The organism is Streptomyces radiopugnans, assembly GCF_900110735.1.
GTDB lineage: Bacteria > Actinomycetota > Actinomycetes > Streptomycetales > Streptomycetaceae > Streptomyces > Streptomyces radiopugnans.
Window position 1 is genome coordinate 175,861 of sequence record NZ_FOET01000009.1, and the last position, 20,329, is coordinate 196,189.

At 74.8% G+C, this 20,329-nt stretch carries 22 protein-coding genes; 17 read left to right on the plus strand and 5 right to left on the minus strand.

The genetic code is table 11. From position 1 onward, the window contains the following. Positions 1-49 precede the first annotated feature (49 nt). The 4 genes from BMY40_RS17625 to glmM all read left to right on the plus strand — a co-directional run bounded on the left by BMY40_RS17625 (position 50) and on the right by glmM (position 4,572). A complete protein-coding gene (locus BMY40_RS17625) occupies positions 50-1,729 on the plus strand; it encodes an ABC-F family ATP-binding cassette domain-containing protein (protein ID WP_093660645.1) in 1,680 nt (559 codons plus the stop codon). 251 nt (positions 1,730-1,980) lie between these two features. Further along, positions 1,981-2,424, plus strand: coding sequence for a 50S ribosomal protein L13 (gene rplM / locus BMY40_RS17630; RefSeq protein WP_093660647.1), 444 nt, complete (start codon positions 1,981-1,983; stop codon positions 2,422-2,424). 39 nt (positions 2,425-2,463) lie between these two features. After that, complete coding sequence (rpsI, locus tag BMY40_RS17635; protein WP_093660649.1) at positions 2,464-2,967, plus strand: 30S ribosomal protein S9; 504 nt, start codon at positions 2,464-2,466, stop codon at positions 2,965-2,967. 246 nt (positions 2,968-3,213) lie between these two features. Then, positions 3,214-4,572 (plus strand): phosphoglucosamine mutase, encoded by a 1,359-nt coding sequence (glmM, locus tag BMY40_RS17640; RefSeq protein ID WP_093660651.1) that lies wholly within the window; start codon positions 3,214-3,216, stop codon positions 4,570-4,572. A gap of 135 nt (positions 4,573-4,707) precedes the next feature. Here the strand turns inward: glmM and coaA are convergent, their stop codons facing one another. Next, a complete protein-coding gene (coaA, locus tag BMY40_RS17645; RefSeq protein WP_093660736.1) occupies positions 4,708-5,688 on the minus strand; it encodes a type I pantothenate kinase in 981 nt (326 codons plus the stop codon). Positions 5,689-5,949: 261 nt separating this feature from the next. Between coaA and BMY40_RS17650 the strand changes: the two genes are divergently transcribed. From BMY40_RS17650 to BMY40_RS17685, 8 genes are all read left to right on the plus strand, one after another. Next, on the plus strand, positions 5,950-6,192 hold the full coding sequence (locus BMY40_RS17650; protein WP_093660653.1) for a hypothetical protein: 243 nt from the start codon (positions 5,950-5,952) through the stop codon (positions 6,190-6,192). A gap of 36 nt (positions 6,193-6,228) precedes the next feature. Continuing rightward, positions 6,229-8,076: a glutamine--fructose-6-phosphate transaminase (isomerizing) gene (gene glmS / locus BMY40_RS17655; protein WP_093660655.1), complete on the plus strand. Its 1,848-nt coding sequence runs from the start codon at positions 6,229-6,231 to the stop codon at positions 8,074-8,076. A 58-nt stretch (positions 8,077-8,134) separates the two neighbouring features. Next, a complete protein-coding gene (locus BMY40_RS17660; RefSeq protein ID WP_093660657.1) occupies positions 8,135-8,503 on the plus strand; it encodes a holo-ACP synthase in 369 nt (122 codons plus the stop codon). A 113-nt stretch (positions 8,504-8,616) separates the two neighbouring features. Further along, a complete protein-coding gene (locus tag BMY40_RS17665) occupies positions 8,617-10,098 on the plus strand; it encodes an NAD(P)H-hydrate dehydratase (RefSeq protein WP_093660659.1) in 1,482 nt (493 codons plus the stop codon). Between the two features lie 201 nt (positions 10,099-10,299). Beyond that, positions 10,300-11,487 carry an alanine racemase gene (gene alr, locus BMY40_RS17670; protein WP_093660661.1) on the plus strand — a complete coding sequence of 396 codons (1,188 nt, stop codon included), beginning with the start codon at positions 10,300-10,302 and terminating at the stop codon, positions 11,485-11,487. Between the two features lie 7 nt (positions 11,488-11,494). Further along, entirely contained in the window at positions 11,495-12,769 is a 1,275-nt protein-coding gene (locus BMY40_RS17675) for an alpha/beta fold hydrolase (protein ID WP_093660663.1), read from the plus strand. A 4-nt stretch (positions 12,770-12,773) separates the two neighbouring features. Continuing rightward, entirely contained in the window at positions 12,774-13,274 is a 501-nt protein-coding gene (gene tsaE, locus BMY40_RS17680; protein ID WP_093660665.1) for a tRNA (adenosine(37)-N6)-threonylcarbamoyltransferase complex ATPase subunit type 1 TsaE, read from the plus strand. Positions 13,275-13,461: 187 nt separating this feature from the next. After that, entirely contained in the window at positions 13,462-13,674 is a 213-nt protein-coding gene (locus tag BMY40_RS17685; RefSeq protein WP_093660667.1) for a hypothetical protein, read from the plus strand. 22 nt (positions 13,675-13,696) lie between these two features. Here BMY40_RS17685 and BMY40_RS17690 read toward each other — a convergent pair whose 3' ends face one another. After that, the gene (locus tag BMY40_RS17690; RefSeq protein WP_093660738.1) at positions 13,697-14,221 is read right to left on the minus strand and encodes a DUF6328 family protein; all 525 of its coding nucleotides are present in this window, start codon (positions 14,219-14,221) and stop codon (positions 13,697-13,699) included. Positions 14,222-14,442: 221 nt separating this feature from the next. After that, a complete protein-coding gene (locus BMY40_RS17695; RefSeq protein ID WP_093660669.1) occupies positions 14,443-15,036 on the minus strand; it encodes a hypothetical protein in 594 nt (197 codons plus the stop codon). A 152-nt stretch (positions 15,037-15,188) separates the two neighbouring features. Between BMY40_RS17695 and tsaB the strand changes: the two genes are divergently transcribed. From tsaB to BMY40_RS17720, 5 genes are all read left to right on the plus strand, one after another. Continuing rightward, on the plus strand, positions 15,189-15,896 hold the full coding sequence (gene tsaB, locus BMY40_RS17700) for a tRNA (adenosine(37)-N6)-threonylcarbamoyltransferase complex dimerization subunit type 1 TsaB (RefSeq protein ID WP_093660671.1): 708 nt from the start codon (positions 15,189-15,191) through the stop codon (positions 15,894-15,896). 44 nt (positions 15,897-15,940) lie between these two features. Beyond that, positions 15,941-16,468: a ribosomal protein S18-alanine N-acetyltransferase gene (rimI, locus tag BMY40_RS17705; protein WP_093660740.1), complete on the plus strand. Its 528-nt coding sequence runs from the start codon at positions 15,941-15,943 to the stop codon at positions 16,466-16,468. Continuing rightward, the gene (tsaD, locus tag BMY40_RS17710) at positions 16,461-17,570 is read left to right on the plus strand and encodes a tRNA (adenosine(37)-N6)-threonylcarbamoyltransferase complex transferase subunit TsaD (RefSeq protein WP_093660673.1); all 1,110 of its coding nucleotides are present in this window, start codon (positions 16,461-16,463) and stop codon (positions 17,568-17,570) included. Before rimI ends, tsaD begins: the two co-directional genes overlap by 8 nt. Then, on the plus strand, positions 17,567-17,836 hold the full coding sequence (locus BMY40_RS17715; RefSeq protein ID WP_093660675.1) for a hypothetical protein: 270 nt from the start codon (positions 17,567-17,569) through the stop codon (positions 17,834-17,836). Before tsaD ends, BMY40_RS17715 begins: the two co-directional genes overlap by 4 nt. Positions 17,837-17,898: 62 nt before the next feature. Next, positions 17,899-18,354, plus strand: a complete 456-nt coding sequence (locus tag BMY40_RS17720) for a GNAT family N-acetyltransferase (RefSeq protein ID WP_093660742.1) — start codon at positions 17,899-17,901, stop codon at positions 18,352-18,354. A 65-nt stretch (positions 18,355-18,419) separates the two neighbouring features. Here the strand turns inward: BMY40_RS17720 and BMY40_RS17725 are convergent, their stop codons facing one another. Beyond that, on the minus strand, positions 18,420-19,625 hold the full coding sequence (locus tag BMY40_RS17725; protein ID WP_093660677.1) for a class I SAM-dependent methyltransferase: 1,206 nt from the start codon (positions 19,623-19,625) through the stop codon (positions 18,420-18,422). Between the two features lie 7 nt (positions 19,626-19,632). Further along, a complete protein-coding gene (locus BMY40_RS17730) occupies positions 19,633-20,211 on the minus strand; it encodes a Uma2 family endonuclease (RefSeq protein ID WP_093660679.1) in 579 nt (192 codons plus the stop codon). Between the last annotated feature and the right edge of the window lie 118 nt (positions 20,212-20,329).

Sequence of the window (20,329 nt, forward strand, 5' to 3'; positions counted from 1 at the left end):
GCATCTTATTCGCTTGCCGCGGGGCCGTCGGCGCGGTCACAGTCGGGGGATGGGACACGTCGAGGCCGCGCACCTGGAGTACTACCTGCCCGACGGGAGGGTGCTGCTGGGCGACGTCTCGTTCCGGGTGGGGGAGGGCTCGGTGGTGGCCCTGGTGGGCGCCAACGGGGCCGGGAAGACGACGCTGCTGCGGCTGATCGCCGGTGAGCTGAAGCCGCACGGCGGCACGGTGACCGTCGGCGGCGGGCTCGGGGTGATGCCGCAGTTCGTGGGCTCGGTGCGGGACGAGCGTACGGTGCGCGATCTGCTGGTGTCGGTGTCCCGGCCGCGTGTGCGGGAAGCGGCGCGGGCGGTGGACGCCGCCGAGCTGAAGATCATGGAGGTCGACGACGAGGCCGCCCAGATGGCGTACGCGCAGGCCCTCGCGGACTGGGCGGAGGCCGGCGGCTACGAGGCCGAGACCGCCTGGGACGTGTGCACCACCGCCGCGCTCGGCGTCCCCTACGACAAGGCGCAGTGGCGGCAGGTGCGGACCCTGTCGGGCGGCGAGCAGAAACGGCTGGTGCTGGAGGCGCTGCTGCGCGGCCCGGACGAGGTGCTGCTGCTGGACGAACCGGACAACTACCTGGACGTCCCCGGCAAGCGCTGGCTGGAGGAGCGGCTGGGCGAGACCCGCAAGACGGTCCTGTTCGTCTCCCACGACCGGGAGCTGCTGGCGCGGGCGGCACAGAAGATCGTCAGCGTGGAGCCGGGCCCGGCCGGATCGGACGTGTGGGTGCACGGTGGCGGCTTCGCCACCTACCACCAGGCCCGCAAGGAGCGCTTCGCCCGCTTCGAGGAGCTGCGGCGGCGCTGGGACGAGCAGCACGCGCAGCTGAGGAAACTGGTGAACACCCTCAAGCAGAAGGCCGCCTACAACGACGGGCTGGCCTCCCGGCTCCAGGCGGCCCGCACCCGGCTGCGGAAGTTCGAGGAGGCGGGCCCTCCGCAGGAGCCGCCGCGCGAGCAGGACATCCGGATGCGGCTGCGCGGCGGACGCACCGGGGTGCGGGCGGTCACCTGCTCCGGGCTGGAGCTGACCGGGCTGATGAAACCCTTCGACCTGGAGGTCTTCTACGGCGAGCGGGTCGCGGTGCTCGGTTCGAACGGGTCGGGCAAGTCGCACTTCCTGCGGCTGCTGGCCGGCGGTGACGTCGCCCACACCGGCGAGTGGAAGCTGGGCGCGCGGGTGGTGCCGGGCCACTTCGCCCAGACGCACGCCCGGCTACCGCCGGGAGGTGCCCCCATCCACCCGGAGCCGGAGGGCCGCACCCTGCTGGACGTCCTGTGGACCGAGCACGCGAAGGACCGGGGCGCGGCGATGTCCGCGCTGCGCCGCTACGAGCTGGACCGCCAGGCGGAGCAGCCCTTCGGGAAGCTCTCGGGCGGCCAGCAGGCCCGCTTCCAGATCCTGCTGCTGGAGCTGGCCGGATCGACGGCGCTGCTGCTGGACGAGCCGACCGACAACCTGGACCTGGAGAGCGCCGAGGCGCTCCAGCAGGGGCTGGAGGCGTACGAGGGGACGGTGCTGGCGGTGACGCACGACCGCTGGTTCGCCCGCTCCTTCGACCGCTTCCTGGTCTTCGGCGCGGACGGCAGGGTGCGGGAGGCGCCGGAGCCCATGGGGGCACCTCCCATGCCCGGAGGGCCATGGGGGAGGGGCGAGGGGCGGGTGGCGCGGGCGCGCTGAGGGGGTTCGCGGGAGGGCGCGGGGGCGCTCGGCGAGGGGCGTTTTGACCCATGCGGAGGACGGCCGGTATCCTGCTGGTTCGTTGTGCGTATTGGCTTGCTCGTTCTCACGTGAGAGGCCGCTACGCCTGGTCCACCAGGACGATGACCAGCGACCCGCATCGGCTTGCGTCACCGGCGCGAGGTCAGGGCTGTCGTGATCTCCGGTGACCTTGTCAGGAAACACTCACTGAAGAAGCGAAGGCTACGACCGTGCGTACGTACAGCCCCAAGCCCGGCGACGTCCAGCGCCAGTGGCACGTCATCGACGCCACCGACGTCGTCCTGGGCCGTCTGGCCTCCCAGGCCGCCACCCTTCTGAGGGGCAAGCACAAGCCGGTGTACGCGCCGCACGTTGACGCTGGTGACTTCGTCATCATCATCAACGCCGACAAGGTGCACCTCTCCGGCAACAAGCGGACCCAGAAGCTGGCCTACCGCCACTCCGGCTACCCCGGCGGTCTGCGGTCCGTCCGCTACGACGACCTGCTGAAGAACAACCCGGAGAAGGCCGTGGAGAAGGCCATCAAGGGCATGCTCCCGAAGAACTCCCTGGGCCGCCAGATGCTCTCGAAGCTGAAGGTCTACGCGGGCGAGAACCACCCGCACGCCGCCCAGCAGCCGGTCCCGTTCGAGATCACCCAGGTCGCGCAGTAGTCCGGCCACAACCAAGACTGAAGAGAGCTGAGGAGAACCGTGGCCGAGACCACCGCCGAGACCCCGATCGAAGAGGTCGAGCAGTACACCACCGAGACCCCCGAGGGCGTCGAGGAGTACACCACCGAGTCCCTCGCGTCCCGTTTCGGTGAGCCCCAGCCGGGCGCCGGCACCGGGCGCCGGAAGAACGCCATCGCCCGCGTGCGCATCGTGCCGGGCAGCGGCCAGTGGAAGATCAACGGCCGCACCCTGGAGGCCTACTTCCCGAACAAGGTGCACCAGCAGGAAGTCAACGAGCCGTTCAAGGTTCTGGAGCTGGACAACCGCTACGACGTCGTCGCCCGCATCAGCGGCGGCGGCGTCTCCGGCCAGGCCGGCGCGCTGCGCCTGGGCGTGGCCCGCGCCCTGAACGAGGCGGACGTGGAGAACAACCGCGGCCCGCTGAAGAAGGCCGGCTTCCTGACCCGCGACGCCCGCGCGGTCGAGCGGAAGAAGGCCGGTCTGAAGAAGGCCCGCAAGGGCACCCAGTACAGCAAGCGCTGATCCGCGCCCGGCTGTCCGCTGGAACCCCTGGGATCCGCTGACGAGCGCCCCGACAGCACCGTCACGGTGCGTCGGGGCGCTCGTCTTCGGGCCGTCGCTCACCCCCGGGCCGGCGCGTCCGGTGGGGCGACCGTCGGCATGCCGGGCGTACGGCCGTGCCGCATCCGCCGCCAAGGGGCGTATATCTGGATGGACCGGGCCCGCGGCAGGCCCGGAGAGCTCAGCTCGGAACTCGGAGGAACCACGGTGGGACGACTCTTCGGTACGGACGGTGTGCGCGGAGTCGCCAACGCCGACCTGACCGCCGAAATGGCGCTCGGTCTGTCGGTCGCGGCGGCGCACGTGCTCGCCGAGGCGGGCACGTTCAAGGGCCATCGCCCGGTGGCGGTGGTCGGACGTGATCCGCGCGCGTCCGGGGAGTTCCTGGAGGCCGCTGTGGTGGCCGGGCTGGCCAGCGCGGGCGTGGACGTGCTGCGGGTGGGCGTGCTGCCGACCCCGGCCGTGGCGTACCTGACCGGCGCGCTCGGCGCCGACCTGGGCGTGATGCTGTCCGCCAGCCACAACCCCATGCCCGACAACGGCATCAAGTTCTTCGCCCGCGGCGGCCACAAGCTCGCCGACGAGCTGGAGGACCGCATCGAGCGGACCTACCGCGAGCACGCCTCCGGCGAGCCCTGGGACCGCCCGACCGGTGCCGGGGTGGGCCGGGTGAAGGAGTACGACGAGGGCTTCGACAAGTACGTCGCCCACCTCGTCGGCGTCCTGCCCAACCGGCTCGACGGGCTCAGGGTCGTCATCGACGGCGCGCACGGCGCGGCGGCGCGGGTCTCCCCGGAGGCGTTCGCGCGGGCGGGCGCCGAGGTGGTCACCATCGCCACCGAGCCCGACGGGCTCAACATCAACGACGGCTGCGGCTCCACCCATCTGGAGGGCCTGCGCGCGGCCGTCGTCGAGCACGGCGCCGACCTGGGCGTGGCCCACGACGGCGACGCCGACCGCTGCCTGGCCGTGGACGCGGACGGCAACGACGTCGACGGCGACCAGATCCTCAGCGTGCTGGCCCTGGGGATGAAGGAGGCCGGGACGCTGCGGGGGAACACCGTGGTGGCCACGGTGATGTCCAACCTGGGCTTCAAGCTGGCGATGGAGCGCGAGGGCGTGGAGCTGCTCCAGACGGCGGTCGGCGACCGCTACGTGCTGGAGGAGATGAAGCGCGGCGGCTACTCGCTGGGCGGCGAGCAGTCCGGGCACGTGATCGCCCTGGACCACGCCACCACCGGCGACGGCACCCTGACCGGTCTGATGCTGGCCGCGCGGGTGGCCGCCACCGGCCGGCCCCTGGCGGAGCTGGCGGGCGTCATGCGGCGGCTGCCGCAGGTGCTGATCAACGTGCGGGACGTGGACAAGACCCGGGTCGGCTCCTCGGCCCGGCTGGCCACCGCCGTGAACCAGGCGGAGAAGGAGCTGGGCGAGACCGGCCGGGTGCTGCTGCGCTCCTCCGGCACGGAGCCGCTGGTGCGGGTGATGGTCGAGGCGGCCGATCTCGAACAGGCCCGTGCGGTGGCGGAGCGGCTGGCGGACGAGGTCAAGTCGGCGCTGGGCTGACGTCCGGTGCGGTCCGCGCCGGAGCGCGCGGCCCGGTACGACGGCGGGAGGCGGGGGCGGCCGGTGGCCGCCCCCGCCTCCCGTTCCTCCGGTGCGGGTCGGCGCGGTGCGGGCCGGCGCGCGTCCGACGCCCGGTCAGAGCTTGCGCAGCGACAGGCGCTGGACCTTGTGGTCCGGCCCCTTGCGCAGGATCAGGCCGGCGCGACCCCGGGTCGGGGCGATGTTCTCCTCCAGGTTCGGGCGGTTGATCGTCCGCCAGATCCCGCGCGCGTAGTCCAGCGCCTCCTCCTCCGACACCTGCGTGTACCTGCGGAAGTAGGAGAACGGGTTCTGGAAGGCCGTCTCGCGCAGCTTGCGGAAGCGGCCCAGGTACCACCGCTCGATGTCCTCGGTGCGCGCGTCCACGTAGACGGAGAAGTCGAAGTAGTCGGCCACGGCCAGCCGGGTGCGGCCGTCCTTGCCCGGCAGGGCCGGCTGGAGGACGTTGAGGCCCTCGACGATCAGGATGTCGGGGCGGCGCACCGTCAGCACCTCGCCGGGGACGATGTCGTAGATCAGGTGCGAGTAGACGGGGGCGGTGACCTCCTCCCGGCCCGACTTGACGTCCGCGACGAACCGCGTGAGGGCCCGGCGGTCGTAGGACTCGGGGAAGCCCTTGCGCGACATCAGCCCGCGCCGGTGCAGCTCCGCGTTCGGGAACAGGAAGCCGTCCGTGGTCACCAGCTCCACACGCGGGTGCTCGGGCCAGCGGGCCAGCAGCGCCCGCAGCAGCCGGGCCACCGTGGACTTGCCGACCGCGACGCTGCCGGCGACCCCGATGACGAACGGGGTGCCGCGCTGGGCGCCGTGCCCGCCGCCCGCGTCGCCCAGGAAGGTGTTGAGCGCGCCGCGCAGCCCGTGGGTGGCGCCGACGTAGAGGTTGAGCAGCCGGGACAGCGGCAGGTAGACGTCCCGCACCTCGTCGAGGTCGATGACGTCGCCGAGCCCGCGCAGCTCCTCCACCTCCGCGGCGGTCAGGGGCAGCGGGGTCTTCTCCCGCAGGGCGCTCCACTCGGCCCGTCCCAGGTCGACGAAGGGGCTCGCGTCGGACGGCCGGCCGCGGCGCTGCTGCGACAGGGCACCGGACGCGGCGGAGGGCCCGGGGGCGGTGACGGGGGTGGACACGGGCCCATTGTCGGGCCGCGCGCGGCCGGTCTCACGGCCGTTCCCATGTGATCAGCAGCACAGATGTGCGTGCGAGGGGGGTGTACGTGGCGGCCCGGCGCGGATACGTTGACCGCATTCGCGCGCTTGCTCCATGTGTGTGCACCCGCCGTGCGGGCTCCTGCCCGCTCCGGCGGGGCCCGCGTACCACCCACCGCTCCGGAGGGGATCCGTATGCCGCTGCCGTTCCGGCGCTCCCGCACAGCGCGGCGCCGCTTCACCGTGCGGACCTCCGCCGAGGCGTGCGACGCCCGGGCGTGGGAGGAACTCCTGGACGAACTGCCCGAAGAGGACCTGGGGGAGCACCCGGACGACGTGCTGGACACCTATCGGCCGGGCGGCAGGCCGGGGTGCGAGGAGGCGGAGTACCTGGAGATCGTCAGGCGGGCGGTCGGACGAATAGGGCGAGGGCGCTGACACTTCCCGCCCCCGACTGCCCTTAGGCTGCATCGCATGTGCGGAATCGTTGGTTATGTAGGAGGGCAGTCCGCCCTCGACGTCGTCATCGCGGGACTGAAGCGGTTGGAGTACCGCGGTTATGACTCGGCGGGCGTTGCCGTCCTCGCCGACGGCGGGCTGGCCGCCGCGAAGAAGGCCGGGAAGCTGGGCAACCTCGGCAAGCTGCTGGACGAGCGCCCGCTGCCGGCCGGCGCCACCGGCATCGGCCACACCCGGTGGGCCACCCACGGCGGACCGACCGACGCCAACGCGCACCCGCACCTGGACAACTCCGGGCGGGTAGCGGTCGTCCACAACGGCATCATCGAGAACTTCGCCGCGCTCCGCGCCGAACTGGCCGAGCGCGGCCACGAGCTGACCTCCGAGACCGACACCGAGGTCGTGGCCCACCTGCTCGCCGAGAACTTCTCCTCCTGCGGCGACCTGGCCGAGGCCATGCGGCAGGTGTGCCGCCGCCTGGAGGGCGCCTTCACCCTCGTCGCCGTCCACGCCGACGAGCCCGACACCGTCGTCGGCGCCCGGCGGAACTCGCCGCTGGTGGTCGGCGTCGGCGAGGGCGAGAACTTCCTCGCCTCCGACGTCGCCGCGTTCATCGCCCACACCCGCGAGGCCATCGAGCTGGGCCAGGACCAGGTCGTGGAGCTGAAGCGGGACCGGGTGACGGTCACCGACTTCGACGGCGCCCCCGCCGACACCCGCGCCTACCACGTGGACTGGGACGCCTCGGCCGCCGAGAAGGGCGGCTACGACTACTTCATGCTCAAGGAGATCGCCGAGCAGCCCAAGGCGGTCGCCGACACCCTCCTGGGCCGCATCGACGAGGCCGGCCGGCTGGCCCTGGACGAGGTGCGCATCCCCGACCACGTGCTGCGCGAGGTGAACAAGGTCGTCATCGTGGCGTGCGGCACGGCCTACCACGCCGGGATGATCGCCAAGTACGCCATCGAGCACTGGACGCGCATCCCCTGCGAGACCGAGCTGGCCAGCGAGTTCCGCTACCGGGACCCCATCCTGGACCAGCGCACGCTCGTCGTCGCCATCAGCCAGTCCGGCGAGACCATGGACACCCTGATGGCGCTGCGCCACGCCCGTGAGCAGGGCGCCAAGGTGCTGGCCATCTGCAACACCAACGGCTCCACGATCCCGCGCGAGTCCGACGCGGTGCTCTACACCCACGCCGGGCCCGAGGTGGCGGTCGCCTCCACCAAGGCGTTCCTGACCCAGCTGGTCGCCTGCTACCTCGTCGCCCTCTACCTGGGCCAGGTGCGCGGCACCAAGTGGGGCGACGAGATCCACTCGGTGATCCGGGAGCTGTCGCAGATCTCCACGGAGGTCGAGAAGGTCCTGGCCACCATGGAGCCGGTGCGGGAGCTGGCCCGCTCCCTGGCCGACAAGGACACCGTGCTCTTCCTCGGCCGCCATGTGGGCTTCCCCGTCGCCCTGGAGGGCGCGCTCAAGCTCAAGGAGCTGGCGTACATGCACGCCGAGGGCTTCGCGGCCGGCGAGCTCAAGCACGGCCCGATCGCGCTGATCGAGGAGGACCTGCCGGTGGTGGTGGTCGTACCGTCGCCGCGCGGCCGTTCCGTGCTGCACGACAAGATCGTCTCCAACATCCAGGAGATCCGGGCCCGGGGCGCGCGGACCATCGTCATCGCCGAGGAGGGCGACGAGACGGTCGTGCCCTACGCCGACCACCTGGTGCGCATCCCCGCCACGCCCACCCTGCTCCAGCCGCTGGTGGCCACCGTGCCGCTGCAGGTCTTCGCCTGTGAGCTGGCCACGGCCCGCGGCAACGAGGTGGACCAGCCGCGCAACCTGGCCAAGTCGGTGACGGTGGAGTGAGTCCGCGCAGCGGTCGTACGGCGCGCGGCGGGCGCGCCCGGCGGGCGGGGGGACGCGGATGATCGTCGGGGTGGGGATCGACGTCGCCTCGATCGACCGCTTCGCCGGCGCGCTGGCCCGCACCCCCGCCATGGCCGAGCGGCTGTTCACCCCCGCCGAGCAGACCCTGCCCGGCGGGGAGCGGCGCTCGGTGGCCTCCCTGGCGGCGCGGTTCGCCGCCAAGGAGGCTCTGGCCAAGGCGCTGGGCGCGCCCGGCGGGCTGGTGTGGACGGACGCGGAGGTGCACGCCTCCGAGCACGGGCAGCCGCTGCTGCGGGTGACCGGCACCGTCGCCGCCCGCGCCGCCGAGCTGGGCGTGCGCCGCTGGCACGTCTCCCTCAGCCACGACGCGGGGGTGGCGACGGCCTTCGTGATCGCCGAGGGCTGATCGCGGGAGGCCGGACGCCGGGGCAGGCCGCCGGGAGCCGATCGCCGGGAACCGGCCGCCTAAGGGCGGCCGGTTCCCGGGTGGGCCCGGCGGCGGGCGGTCACACTGAGGGCATGAGAGATGCCTACAGCGTGCAGACCGTACGGGCCGCCGAGCGGGAGCTGATGGCGCGCCTGCCCGCCGGGACGCTGATGCGGCGCGCCGCCGCCGGGCTGGCCGCCGCCTGCGCCGGGATGCTCGGACGCGTCTACGGCACCCGGATCGTCCTGCTGGTGGGCAGCGGCGACAACGGAGGGGACGCGCTCTTCGCCGGGGCGTACCTGGCCCGGCGCGGCGCCGGGGTGACCGCCGTACTGCTCAGCCCGGAGAGGGTCCACGCCGACGGACTCGCCGCGCTGCGGGCGGCCGGGGGCCGGGCCGCCGCGTCCCCCACCGCCCACACCGTGCTGGAGGGCGTGCCCGCCGACGTGCCCGCGCTTCTGCGGCGGGCCGATCTGGTGGTGGACGGCATCGTCGGCATCGGCGGCCGGGGAGGCCTGCGGCCGGACGCGGTGGAGATCACCGACGCCGTCGCGGCGGCCGGGGTGCCCGTCGTCGCCGTGGACCTGCCCAGCGGCGTGGACGCCGACACCGGCGAGGTGCGCGGTGTGGCGGTGCGGGCGGCGGCGACGGTGACCTTCGGGGCGTACAAGCCGGGCCTGCTGGTCGACCCCGCGCGCGAGCACGCCGGGGCGCTGCGGCTGGTCGACATCGGCCTGGGCCCGTATCTGGAGGCGGCCGAGCCGGTGGTGCGCGCCGCGCAGCACGCGGACGTGGCCGCCCTGCTGCCCCGCCCGTCGGCCGAGAGCGACAAGTACCGGCGCGGCGTGGTCGGCGTCGCGGCCGGATCCGCCCGCTACCCGGGCGCGGCGGTGCTGGCGGTGGCGGGGGCGCTGCGCGGCGGCGCGGGCGCCGTGCGCTACGCCGGACCCGCGGCCGACGCGGTGATCGCCCGCTTCCCCGAGACGCTGGTCTCCTCCGGTCCGCCCTCGCAGGCGGGCCGGGTGCAGGCGTGGGTCGTCGGGCCGGGGCTCGGCGACGGGGACGAGGCGCGCGAGAGCGTGCGCGAGGCGCTGGCCTCTGACGTACCGGTGCTGGTGGACGCCGACGGGCTGCGGCTGATGGACGCCGGGCAGCTGCGGGGGCGCACGGCCCCCGTCCTGCTCACCCCGCACGCCGGTGAGGCCGCGGCGCTGCTGGGCGTCGGGCGCGAGGAGGTGGAGTCGGCGCGGCTGGCCTCGGCGCGGGAGCTGGCGCGGCGGTACGGGGCGGCGGTGCTGCTCAAGGGCTCGACCACGGTGGTCGCCCCGCCCGGCGGGGACGGCCCGCTGCGGGTCAACCCCACCGGCACCGGCTGGCTGGCGACGGCCGGGAGCGGCGACGTGCTCTCCGGGCTGGCCGGCTCGCTGCTCGCCTGCGGTCTGGCGCCCGTGGACGCGGCGGTGGCGGGCTCCTACGTCCACGGCCTGGCGGGCCGCCGCGCGGCGCCGCTGACCAGCGCGCTCGACGTGGCCGAGGCACTGCGCCCGGCCTGGCGGGACGTCTCGGAGGCCTGAGGCGCCGGAGGCACGCCCCCGGCCTCGCGGCGGTGAACGGGCCGGCCCGGGCGCCCGGCGCTGCGGTGCCCGCGCCGGGCCCGGCCCCGAGGCGCCCGCCTCGCGCCCACCGGGCCGTGTCCCCGCGAGCGCCGGGAGCGGGCCGCACACGCCGGACGGGCGGGGCGGCGGCGGGAAGGGGACCTGAGACACTGGGGGGCGATGGACGTCGTAAGTGAGCCCTCCGCCCCTCGCGCGGCAGCGCGGCCCCGCCCCGGCCCGCACCGGGTCGGGGCCGAGATCGACCTGGCCGCGCTGCGCGCCAACGTCCGCGCCCTGCGCGAGCGCGCGGCCGGGGCCGAGCTGATGGCCGTGGTCAAGGCCGACGCGTACGGCCACGGCATGATCCCCTGCGCCCGCGCCGCGCGGCAGGCGGGCGCGGGCTGGCTGGGGACGGCCACCCCCGAGGAGGCGCTGGCGCTGCGCGCCGCCGGGGACCGGGGTCGGCTGCTGTGCTGGCTGTGGACGCCCGGCGGGCCCTGGCGCGAGGCGATCGAGGCGGACGTCGACGTGTCGGCGAGCGACCCGTGGGCGCTGCGGGAGATCATCGGCGCCGCCCGCGCCTGCGGCCGTACCGCCCGCGTCCATCTGAAGATCGACACCGGGCTGGGCCGGAGCGGCTGCCAGCCCGCCGGCTGGGAGGCGCTGACCGCCGCGGCCCGCGCCGCCGAGGCCGAGGGCACGGTGCGGGTCGCCGGGGTGTGGTCGCACTTCGCCTGCGCCGACGAACCCGGCCACCCCTCCATCGCCGCCCAGCTCGCCGTCTTCCGGGAGGCCCTGGCCACCGCGGCCCGCGCCGGGCTCGACCCGGAGGTGCGGCACATCGCCAACTCGCCCGCCGCCCTCACCCTCCCCGAGGCGCACTTCGACCTGGTGCGCACCGGGGTGTCGGTCTACGGGCTCTCGCCCTCGCCCGAGGTCGGAGTGCCGGCGGACTTCGGACTGCGGCCGGTGATGACCCTGCGCGCCCGTCTCGCCCTGGTCAAGCGGGTGCCCGCCGGACACGGGGTGAGCTACGGCCACCACTACACCACCCCTGGCGAGACCACCCTGGCCCTGGTCCCGGCCGGCTACGCCGACGGCGTCCCCCGGCACGCCTCGGGGAGCGGTCCGGTGCTGGTGGCGGGCAAGTGGCGGACGGTCGCCGGCCGGGTGGCCATGGACCAGTTCGTGGTGGACCTGGGCGGCGACACGGCCGCGGAGGGCGATGAGGCGGTCCTGTTCGGGCCGGGCGACGCGGGCGAGCCGACGGCCGAGGACTGGGCGCGCGCGGTGGGCACCATCGGGTACGAGATCGTGACCCGGATCGGCGCCCGGGTGCCGCGTGTCCATCTGAACGCGGAAGCATGACGCAGACATGACGGACGTGGGCGGCAGGGGGTGGGCGCGCCGCGCGGGAGTGGCCGGCGCGGTGCTGGGACTGACCGCGGCCACAGTGGCCGCGGGAGTGGCCGTCGAGCGGCTGACCGTGCACCGGGCGGTGCGCCGCAGGGCGCGCCTGGCCCTGGACGCGACCGGTCCGTACGGCTCGCTGCGCGGCACCCCCGGCCGGGCCGTGGCCGACGACGGCACCGAGCTGTACTACGAGACCGACGAACCGGAGGGCGGAATACCCGAGGGCGCGCCCACGGTCGTCTTCAGCCACGGCTACTGCCTCGCCCAGGACGTCTGGCACTTCCAGCGCGCCGCCCTGCGCGGCACCGAGCCCACCGCGCCCCCCACCCCCGCCCTGCGCGCCGTCTACTGGGACCAGCGCGGCCACGGCCGCTCCGGGCGCGGGCGGGCGGGCGAGACGGTCACCATCGACCGGCTCGGACGCGATCTGAAGGCGGTGCTCGACGCCGCCGTCCCCGCCGGACCGGTCGTCCTCGTCGGCCACTCGATGGGCGGGATGACGATGATGGCGCTGGCCCACCACCACCCCGGGTACGTCGCCGAGCGCGTCGCCGCGGTGGCCCTGCTGGGCACCTCGGCGGGCAACCTCACGGAGGTGACCTACGGGCTGCCCGCCGCCGGGGCCCGGGCGCTGCGGCGGATGGCGCCGGGAGTGCTCAGGACGCTGGCCGCGCGGGCCGACCTGGTCGAGCGGGGACGGCGGGCGACCGCCGACCTCTTCACGGGGCTGGTCAAGCGGTACTCGTTCGGCACCCGCGACGTCGACCCCGGGGTGGCGCGCTTCGCGGAACGGCTGATCGAGTCGGTCCCGGTCGACGTCGTCGCCGACTTCTACCCCGCCTTCGCCGAGCACGAGAAGACGGCCGCGCTGGCCGCCTTCGAGGAGGGCCGGCCCGCGCTGATCCTCACCGGCGACCGCGATCTGCTCACCCCGCGCGAGCACAGCGAGGCGATGGCCGGGGCGCTGCCGCACGCGGACCTGGTGGTCGTGGAGGGGGCGGGGCACCTGGTGATGCTGGAGCACCCCGAGGCGGTCAACGACCGCCTGGCCGAGCTGCTGACGCGTACCATCCACACACATGGACACACCGCACCACCGGGCCGCGGGGACCGCCCCCGGGGCCGTTCCGGAGAGCCGGCAGAACCCCCCGAGCCCCCAGGAGACCCGGAGTCCCCAGGAGACCGGCGATCCCCTGAGCTCCGGGCGGACCGCGAGGATCCGCGTCGCGACCCCTGACCGGATGCGGGAGCTGGGCCGGAGTCTGGCCCGGCTGCTGCTGCCCGGCGACCTCGTCCTGCTCACCGGCGAGCTGGGCGCGGGCAAGACCACCCTCACCCGCGGGCTGGGCGAGGGACTGGACGTGCGCGGCGCGGTCACCTCGCCCACCTTCGTCATCGCCCGGGTCCACCCCCCGCTCGGCGACGGCCCCCCGCTGGTGCACGTGGACGCCTACCGGCTCGGCGGCGGCCTGGAGGAGATGGAGGACCTGGACCTCGACGTCTCGCTGCCGGAGTCGGTGGTGGTCGTGGAGTGGGGCGAGGGGAAGGTCGAGGAGCTGTCGGAGGACCGGCTGCACGTGGTCATCGAGCGCTCGGTGGGGTCGGAGGCGGCCGGCGGCGCCGAGGACGGAGCGGGGGACGGCTCCGGGGAGGACGCGCGGACGGTGACGCTGACCGGCGTCGGCGGGCGCTGGGCGGGCCAGGACCTGTCCGTCCTCGCGGAGCCGGGGGAGAACGGGTAGGGGCCGGAGCCCGCACGACCGCACCCCGCACCCCGCACGGCACGCGGCGCGTACCGGGCCGGGCCCGGGTTCCGACACCGTGTCGGCAAGATGTTGCGCGCGGTGCCTCCGACGTGTTCACATGGAGGCCGGAGAGGGTGGTTAGGCACGCCTTACCACTCCCGCCCCATGAGCCACGGGAGGACCCATGGAGGCCGAGGAACGAGAGTCCGGGACGACCGCCGAGGAGGCGCGCGCCGGTGCGTCCGGGCGCCCGCCCGGCGCCGGAGCGGTGCCGATGCGCGATCTGCTGGCCTCGTGCGCCGCGGCCGACGCGGTCTCCACACCGCCGGCCCCCGAGCGCCGTACCGCGCTCGAAGGACGCCCGGACGACGAGGGCCCCCGGGCCGAGGCGGCCTGAGGGCCCGTACGGGTGGCAGGGGCTACGCGCGCCCCCTCTGCTCCTCCTGCCGCGGGCCGACACGCCGGGCCCAGGCCGGCAGCAGGAACCAGGCGCCCACGAACCACATGAACAGCGCGCCGACTATCCACCACGCCATGCCGTTGTCCAGCACCACGCGCAGGATCAGCAGCAGGGCGCAGGTGACCGTGCACAGCAGCAGGATCAGCCCGGTGACGGTGAGGCGGGAGGCCCACTCCACCGTCTGGGGCTTCATGCGGTGCCCGGTGACGAAGCGGTGCAGTGCCACCGGGGCGATCAGGGTGCCGGTCGCGGCCGAGCCGAGGACGACGGTGACGACGTAGATGTTGCGGTCCACGGTGCCGATGTCGGTGAACCGCTCGGTGAAGGCGACGCTCAGCAGGAAGCCGAGCAGGATCTGGATGCCCATCTGGGCGACCCTGACCTCCTGCAGGAGTTCCGTCCACCGCCGGTCGGCCCGCTCCTTCTCGGTCTCCCGGTACTCCTCCCGGGCCACCCGGCCGCCGCCGTCCCTGTCCGGTGCCATGTCCGTTCCCAGCGCCATCCCGCCGCCCCCTTCTGCGGTCTCTCCGGTGCCCGTCCGCTTGTTCACCATCTGTTCGAAAGCGGAGAGGGCAAACGTGGGCGGGGCTTCGGCGGGCCGGGGGCGGGCCTCCGCCCCCGGAGTCGGGGGCGCACGGGATCAGGGGGTACGGGCTCAGGGATCGGGGGCCATGGGCGCAGGACTCGGGGCCATGGGCGCAGGGCTCAGGGAACGACGACGACCTTCGTGCCCGCCGTGGCGAACCGCCACATCGCCTCGCCGTCCGCGGCCCTGGAGCGGATGCCGCCCGTGCCCTCCTTCGGCGGTCCCTCGGGCAGTGAGCCGTCCACGGCGGCACTGAAGCCCACCACGACCCCCTCCACCTGCGTGAACAGCACCACATGGGCGACGGGCACCCCGTCGGAACCGGTGACGCGCTCGGTACGGCCGCCCTCGCTCACGGTGTACTCGCCCGGCAGCGGGTCCACCGCACCGGGGACGACGCGGTAGGTCCTGGTGACCTGCTCGTTCGCGCCCACCAGCCAGACCCGGTCGCCGCGCAGGGAGTACACGACGCGCTCGCCGGCACCGGAATCGGCCGGCAGCGCGGCCTCCTCCCGGTCCTCGGGCCTCTCGCGGTCCTCGCGGCCCTTCTCCGCGGCGCCGGGGGACGGGGAGGCCGACGCGGCGGTCCCGCGGTCGTCGACGGGTCCGCGCCGGTCCTGCGCGGCGGACGCCTGGTAGGCCAGGAAGCCGACGGCGGCCAGTGCCGCCGCAGTCAGCCCGGCCACGAACGTACCCGCGCTGTTCCGTGCCACCGTCTCGCCCGCCTCCGGTACTCGCCGCTTCCCCGCCGGTCCTCGGAGCCCTTGAGGACCGGTGTGATCGTAAGCCCGACGGTAGCAGTCGGTAGTGGGCGCCGTGCCGCGGGCGGGCACCGGCGGCCCGCGGCGCGCCGTAGGCTGAGAGCGTGCTCCTGCTCGCTCTGGATACCGCAACCCCCGCCGTCACCGTCGCCCTGCACGACGGGACGAGGACCCTCGCAGCCGCCGACGAGGTGGACGCCCGCCGCCACGGCGAACTGCTGCTCCCGGCCGTCGACCGCGTCCTGGCCGAGGCGGGCGCCTCGCTCGGCGACGTGACCGGCATCGTCGTCGGCGTCGGCCCCGGCCCGTACACCGGCCTGCGGGTCGGCCTGATGACGGCGACGACCTTCGGTGCCGCCCGCGGCATCCCCGTCCACGGCCTGTGCACGCTGGACGGCGTCGCCTACGCCGCCGGGGCGGCCGGAGTGGAGGGCCCCTTCGTCGTCGCCACCGACGCCCGCCGCAAGGAGGTGTACTGGGCGCGCTACGCCGACGCCCGCACCCGCCTCGGGGACCCGGCCGTGGACCGCCCGGCCGACATCGCCGAGCTGGTCGCCGGCGTACCCGCGGCCGGCATGGGGGCCCGGCTGTACCCGGACACCTTCACCGGCGTGCGCGACGACCTGCCCGAACACGTCTCCGCGGCCGCGCTGGCGGCGCTGGCCGCCGAACGGCTCGGCTCCGGCGGGGGCGAGGAGGCCGACGGGGGGACCGCGGGAGGGGCCGGGGGCTTCCTGCCGCCGCTTCCGCTCTACCTGCGGCGCCCGGACGCGAGGGTGCCCGCCAACTACAAGGTGGTCACACCCCGGTGACCGCGCCCGCCGAGCAGGCCCGCGAGCAGGTCGCCCTGCGCGAGATGCGCTGGTGGGACATCGAACCGGTGCTGGAGCTGGAACGGGAGCTGTTCCCGTACGACGCCTGGTCGCCCGCCCTGTTCTGGTCCGAACTCGCCCGCGCGCGCGGCCCGCACGCCACCCGCCGCTACCTCGTCGCCGAGAACGGCGAGGGCCGCGTCGTCGGCTACGGCGGACTCGCCGCCGCGGGCGGCACCGGGGACGTCCAGACCATCGCCGCCGCCCGCGACCACTGGGGCACCGGACTGGGCGCCCGGCTGCTCACCGCGCTGCTCACCGCCGCGACCGACTTCGAGTGCCGCGAGGTCCTGCTGGAGGTCCGGGTGGACAACGACCGCGCCCGGCGCCTGTACGAGCGCTTCGGCTTCGAGGCCGTCGGCCTGCGCCGCGGCTACTACCAGCCCGGGAACGCGGACGCCCTCGTGATGCGCCGCCCCGCCGACCCCGCGCCGGACCCGGCACCCGGCCCCGCACATGACCCCGCGACGGATCCCGCACCGGAACACCAAGGAACGACGACCCATGGCTGACGAACCCCTGGTCCTCGGCATCGAGACCTCCTGCGACGAGACCGGCGTGGGCATCGTGCGCGGGCACACGCTGCTCGCCGACGCGGTGGCCTCCAGCGTGGACGAGCACGCCCGGTACGGCGGGGTGGTGCCCGAGGTCGCCAGCCGCGCCCATCTGGAGGCGATGGTCCCCACCATCGAGCGCGCCCTGAAGGACGCCGGCGTCGCCGCGAGCGACCTGGACGGCATCGCCGTCACCGCCGGCCCCGGCCTGGCCGGCGCGCTGCTGGTGGGCGTCTCCGCGGCCAAGGCGTACGCGTACGCACTGGGCAAGCCGCTGTACGGCGTCAACCACCTCGCCTCGCACATCTGCGTCGACCAGCTCGAACACGGCGCGCTGCCCGAGCCGACCATGGCGCTGCTGGTCTCCGGCGGCCACTCCTCGCTGCTGCTGTCGTCCGACATCACCTCCGACGTGCGCCCGCTGGGCGCCACCATCGACGACGCGGCGGGCGAGGCGTTCGACAAGGTCGCCCGGGTGCTGAACCTCGGCTTCCCCGGCGGACCGGTCATCGACCGCTACGCCCGCGAGGGCGATCCGGACGCCATCGCCTTCCCGCGCGGGCTGACCGGCCCGCGCGACGCGCCCTACGACTTCTCCTTCTCCGGCCTGAAGACCGCCGTCGCCCGCTGGATCGAGGCGAAGCGGAACGCGGGCGAGGAGGTGCCGGTCGCCGACGTCGCCGCGTCCTTCCAGGAGGCGGTCGTCGACGTGCTGACCCGCAAGGCCGTACGCGCCTGCCGGGACGAGGGTGTGGACCACCTGATGATCGGCGGCGGCGTCGCGGCCAACTCGCGGCTGCGCGCGATGGCCGAGGCGCGCTGCGAGGCGGCCGGGATCACCCTGCGGGTGCCGCGCCCGAAGCTGTGCACCGACAACGGCGCGATGGTCGCGGCCCTGGGCGCCGAGATGGTCTCCCGCGACCGGGCGCCCTCCGACTGGGACCTGTCGGCCGACTCCTCCCTGCCGGTCACCGAACCGCACGTACCGGGCGCCTCGCACACGCACGGCCACACGCACGACCATGTGCACGAGACGAGCGCGGGGAACCTCTACTCATGACCGTCGCGCTGATGTGGGAGGCCCGCGCGGCGGACGGCCGGGGGGCCGAGCTGCTGGAGTGGGTCCGCGCCCGGCGCCTCGACCCCGTCCCCCTGCGCCGTGAGACGTTCACCGCCCCGGCCGACCGGGTCCTGGTCATCACCTGGTGGGAAGCCCCGTACGACGCCGAGGTCCCGGAACTGCCCTCTCCGCCCGAGGAGTTGCTCCACCGCCCGGTCCACCGCTGGCGCTTCGAGAGCGCGGACGCGGACGGAGGCGCCCGGTGAGGGCGGACCCGCACCCCGGCACCCGGCGGCGGACCGGGCGTGACCTCGGCGACTGCGCGCGGATGCTGCGGGAGGTCCACGAGCGCGACGGTTATCCGCTCAACTGGCCCGGCCACCCGGAGACATGGCTCACACCGCCGTCGCTCGTCGCCTCGTGGGTCGCGGAACTCGACGGCCGCGTCGCCGGCCACGTCGGTCTGTCCCGGAGCGGCCCGGGAGACGCGGCGCCGGGGCTGTGGAGCGCCCGTACGGGGGTGGGCGCCGATGCCGCCGCCGTGGTCAACAGGCTGTTCGTCGCCCCGTGGGCCCGCGGCCACGGGATCGGCGCGCTGCTGATCGCGCGGGCCGCCGCGGAGGCACGGGAGCGCCGTCTGCATCCGGTGCTCGACGTGGCGGCTTCCGACACCGCGGCGGCGGCTCTGTACGAGCGGCTCGGCTGGCGGCTGCTGGCGACGGTCGAACAGCGGTGGGGGCCGGAGCAGAAGGTGGCCGTCCGCTGCTACGCGGCGGCCGCCTGACGGCGGCGCCACCGCCCGCACCGGAGCCCCGGGAACGCGTGACCGTCACCCGTACGGGTGCTCTCTCAGCGGATCGGGTGGCCCAGGAGCATCGTCGGGGCGCCCGCGACGCGGGTGAGGAAGACCGTGGCCGCGTTCGGGCCGGACGGCTTCACCTTCCGGCGCAGCTCCTCCGGTTCGACCGCCGAGCCGCGCTTCTTGACCGTCAGCGTCCCGACACCGCGCTCGCGCAGCAGCGCCTTCAGCCGCTTGAGGTTGAAGGGGAGGGTGTCGGTGATCTCGTACGCGGCCGCGTACGGCGTCGGGCGGTGCTCGTCGGAGGTGACGTAGGCGATGGTCGGGTCGATCAGGCGTCCGCCGACCCGCGCGGCCACCTCCGCGACCAGGTGCGCGCGGATCACCGCGCCGTCCGGTTCGTAGAGGTAGCGGCCGACCGGGCCGGTGCCGGGGGCGCCCGCCGGGCCGCCGGAGTCCAGGGTGCGGGGGCCGGGCAGCAGGGTGGCGCGCACCCGGGGCGCCCCGCGCGAGGCGGCGCCGAACCACAGCACGGCCTCCTTCACGTCCCCGCCGTCGGAGATCCACTCGGCCGCCGCGTCCGGCGGTACCGCCTCGTGCGGAATGCCGGGAGCCACCTTCAGCGCGGCGAGCGGGGCGCGCCGGGCGGCCTCCACCGCCCAGGACAGCGGCGGCGAGTACGCCTCGGGGTCGAAGATCCGGCCGCGTCCGCCGCGGCGGGCCGGATCGGCGAAGACGGCGTCGAAGCCGGACGCGTCCACCTCCGTCGCGTCCGCGCAGCGCACCTCGACGAGTTCGGCCAGGCCCAGCGCCTCGGCGTTGGCGCGGGCGACCGCGCAGGCCAGCGGGGAGCGGTCGACGGCCAGGACCTCGACACCGGCGCGGGCGAGCGCGATGGCGTCGCCGCCGTTGCCGCAGCACAGGTCGGCCAGGCGCCGCGCCCCGAGGCCGGCGAAGCGCCCGGCGCGGTACGCGGCCACACTGGCGCGGGTGGCCTGCTCCACGCCGTCGGGGGTGAAGTACATCCGCGCCGCGTCCCCGGCCCCGAACTTCGCCACCGCCCGCTGCCGCAGCCGGGCCTGGGTGATGGCCGCCGAGACCAGTTCGGCCGGGTGGTCGCGGCGCAGCCGGGTGGCGACGGCCAGCTCCTGCCCGGGGTCGTAGGACCGCAGCTCCGCCAGCAGGGCCTGCCCCTCGTCGGTCAGCAGGCGGTGGAAGACGGAGACGGGGTCGCCGACGGCCGGGTTGGTGCTCACCGGCCCGTCACCGCGGTGCGCGGTACGACGTGGTCAGGTCGATGTCCATGGGGAAGGGCACCGGGAGGACGAGCTTGTCGCGGTGAATCCCGGTGGGGACGTATGTGCCGGTGGTGTCGTCAAGCTCGTAGACGTGCACGACTGGCTTGCGGTCTTCCTTCTCCACTCGCCAGAAGTGGCGGATACCGGCCTGGGCGTACTTCAGCGGTTTGGTCTCGCGGTCCCGCGCGGCCGACTCCTCGGAGACGATCTCGACGACGAGCACGACCTCCTCGGGGAGGTACGCGGTGCGTTCGTCATGTGGCGGACCGCTGACGACGAGGATGTCGGGCTCCGGGCGTTGGCGCTTCCCCAGCCGGATCGTCATCTCGAACTCGACCCACAGGTCGTGGGGGGCCGCGAGTTCTATGGCGTTGGACAGCCGCCGCATCACCTGGCCGTGGAACGAGGTCCGCGGCGACGTCATCACGAGGGCTCCGTCGATCAGCTCGAAGCGCGGGGCGTCCGGCGGCAGCCGGTCGAGGTCGTCGGCGGTCCAGCCGCCGGGCGGCGGGTGGAACCAGTCGGGCAGGGGCTCTGCGGTCATCGGCGGTACTCCTTGACGGGCGGGCACCTGTGACGCGGTACGGGGTCAGCGTACCGGCGCACCGGCGCGCAACGCGCCGTGTGCTGGCACTCCGGTTGACTGAGTGCTAACGCCCGCA

Bases quoted from the DNA above. Each gene is read 5' to 3' on its own strand.
- BMY40_RS17625 (WP_093660645.1), top strand. From the start codon at position 50: ATGGGACACGTCGAGGCCGCGCACCTGGAGTACTACCTGCCCGACGGG.
- BMY40_RS17730 (WP_093660679.1), bottom strand. From the start codon at position 20,211: ATGACCGCAGAGCCCCTGCCCGACTGGTTCCACCCGCCGCCCGGCGGC.
- rimI (WP_093660740.1), top strand. From the start codon at position 15,941: ATGCGCTGGTGGGACATCGAACCGGTGCTGGAGCTGGAACGGGAGCTG.
- BMY40_RS17665 (WP_093660659.1), top strand. From the start codon at position 8,617: ATGAGAGATGCCTACAGCGTGCAGACCGTACGGGCCGCCGAGCGGGAG.
- BMY40_RS17650 (WP_093660653.1), top strand. From the start codon at position 5,950: ATGCCGCTGCCGTTCCGGCGCTCCCGCACAGCGCGGCGCCGCTTCACC.
- tsaD (WP_093660673.1), top strand. From the start codon at position 16,461: ATGGCTGACGAACCCCTGGTCCTCGGCATCGAGACCTCCTGCGACGAG.
- glmS (WP_093660655.1), top strand. From the start codon at position 6,229: ATGTGCGGAATCGTTGGTTATGTAGGAGGGCAGTCCGCCCTCGACGTC.
- BMY40_RS17720 (WP_093660742.1), top strand. From the start codon at position 17,899: ATGCTGCGGGAGGTCCACGAGCGCGACGGTTATCCGCTCAACTGGCCC.
- BMY40_RS17715 (WP_093660675.1), top strand. From the start codon at position 17,567: ATGACCGTCGCGCTGATGTGGGAGGCCCGCGCGGCGGACGGCCGGGGG.
- BMY40_RS17690 (WP_093660738.1), bottom strand. From the start codon at position 14,221: ATGGCACCGGACAGGGACGGCGGCGGCCGGGTGGCCCGGGAGGAGTAC.
- BMY40_RS17685 (WP_093660667.1), top strand. From the start codon at position 13,462: ATGGAGGCCGAGGAACGAGAGTCCGGGACGACCGCCGAGGAGGCGCGC.
- BMY40_RS17675 (WP_093660663.1), top strand. From the start codon at position 11,495: ATGACGGACGTGGGCGGCAGGGGGTGGGCGCGCCGCGCGGGAGTGGCC.
- alr (WP_093660661.1), top strand. From the start codon at position 10,300: ATGGACGTCGTAAGTGAGCCCTCCGCCCCTCGCGCGGCAGCGCGGCCC.
- tsaE (WP_093660665.1), top strand. From the start codon at position 12,774: ATGCGGGAGCTGGGCCGGAGTCTGGCCCGGCTGCTGCTGCCCGGCGAC.
- BMY40_RS17660 (WP_093660657.1), top strand. From the start codon at position 8,135: ATGATCGTCGGGGTGGGGATCGACGTCGCCTCGATCGACCGCTTCGCC.